This window comes from Bisbaumannia pacifica, from assembly GCF_007989625.1.
GTDB lineage: Bacteria > Pseudomonadota > Gammaproteobacteria > Pseudomonadales > Halomonadaceae > Bisbaumannia > Bisbaumannia pacifica.
The window spans coordinates 1-1745 of the sequence record NZ_BJUK01000094.1; the positions used below are offsets into that span (position 1 = coordinate 1).

The window sequence follows — 1745 nt, forward strand, 5'->3', positions numbered from 1 at the left end:
TTTAACAATCGATCAGGTAATTCATGTGGGCGCTTGTCGGTGAGGTGGTGCGAGTCACCAAATCATCAAGGCAAGCGACTCGTCAGAGACCTTCGGGTCTTTTTGAGAACGTTTGAACCTTGAGCCAAGATTGGTTCGCTTCCTCCCTCGGGAGGGCAAGAACCGCACTGATTTAAACTGAAGAGTTTGATCATGGCTCAGATTGAACGCTGGCGGCAGGCCTAACACATGCAAGTCGAGCGGAAACGATGGAAGCTTGCTTCCAGGCGTCGAGCGGCGGACGGGTGAGTAATGCATAGGAATCTGCCCGATAGTGGGGGATAACCTGGGGAAACTCAGGCTAATACCGCATACGTCCTACGGGAGAAAGCAGGGGATCTTCGGACCTTGCGCTATCGGATGAGCCTATGTCGGATTAGCTAGTTGGTGAGGTAACGGCTCACCAAGGCGACGATCCGTAGCTGGTCTGAGAGGATGATCAGCCACACTGGGACTGAGACACGGCCCAGACTCCTACGGGAGGCAGCAGTGGGGAATATTGGACAATGGGGGAAACCCTGATCCAGCCATGCCGCGTGTGTGAAGAAGGCCTTCGGGTTGTAAAGCACTTTCAGCGAGGAAGAAGGCCTGAGGGCTAATACCCTTCAGGAAGGACATCACTCGCAGAAGAAGCACCGGCTAACTCCGTGCCAGCAGCCGCGGTAATACGGAGGGTGCGAGCGTTAATCGGAATTACTGGGCGTAAAGCGCGCGTAGGTGGCTTGATAAGCCGGTTGTGAAAGCCCCGGGCTCAACCTGGGAACGGCATCCGGAACTGTCAGGCTAGAGTGCAGGAGAGGAAGGTAGAATTCCCGGTGTAGCGGTGAAATGCGTAGAGATCGGGAGGAATACCAGTGGCGAAGGCGGCCTTCTGGACTGACACTGACACTGAGGTGCGAAAGCGTGGGTAGCAAACAGGATTAGATACCCTGGTAGTCCACGCCGTAAACGATGTCGACTAGCCGTTGGGGTCCTTGAGACCTTTGTGGCGCAGTTAACGCGATAAGTCGACCGCCTGGGGAGTACGGCCGCAAGGTTAAAACTCAAATGAATTGACGGGGGCCCGCACAAGCGGTGGAGCATGTGGTTTAATTCGATGCAACGCGAAGAACCTTACCTACCCTTGACATCGTGCGAACTTTCCAGAGATGGATTGGTGCCTTCGGGAACGCACAGACAGGTGCTGCATGGCTGTCGTCAGCTCGTGTTGTGAAATGTTGGGTTAAGTCCCGTAACGAGCGCAACCCTTGTCCCTATTTGCCAGCGATTCGGTCGGGAACTCTAGGGAGACTGCCGGTGACAAACCGGAGGAAGGTGGGGACGACGTCAAGTCATCATGGCCCTTACGGGTAGGGCTACACACGTGCTACAATGGTCGGTACAAAGGGTTGCAATACCGCGAGGTGGAGCTAATCCCATAAAGCCGGTCTCAGTCCGGATCGGAGTCTGCAACTCGACTCCGTGAAGTCGGAATCGCTAGTAATCGTGAATCAGAATGTCACGGTGAATACGTTCCCGGGCCTTGTACACACCGCCCGTCACACCATGGGAGTGGACTGCACCAGAAGTGGTTAGCCTAACTTCGGAGGGCGATCACCACGGTGTGGTTCATGACTGGGGTGAAGTCGTAACAAGGTAGCCGTAGGGGAACCTGCGGCTGGATCACCTCCTTAAACGACAAGCGCTGCCTGCCGGCAAGTGCTCAC

General features: G+C 55.4%; 1 rRNA gene. It reads left to right on the forward strand.

Features of this window, described 5'->3' with window-relative positions:
• The first annotated feature begins 174 nt into the window (after nt 1–174).
• Nucleotides 175–1712, forward strand: a 16S ribosomal RNA gene (locus HPA02_RS18025).
• Nucleotides 1713–1745 lie beyond the last annotated feature (33 nt).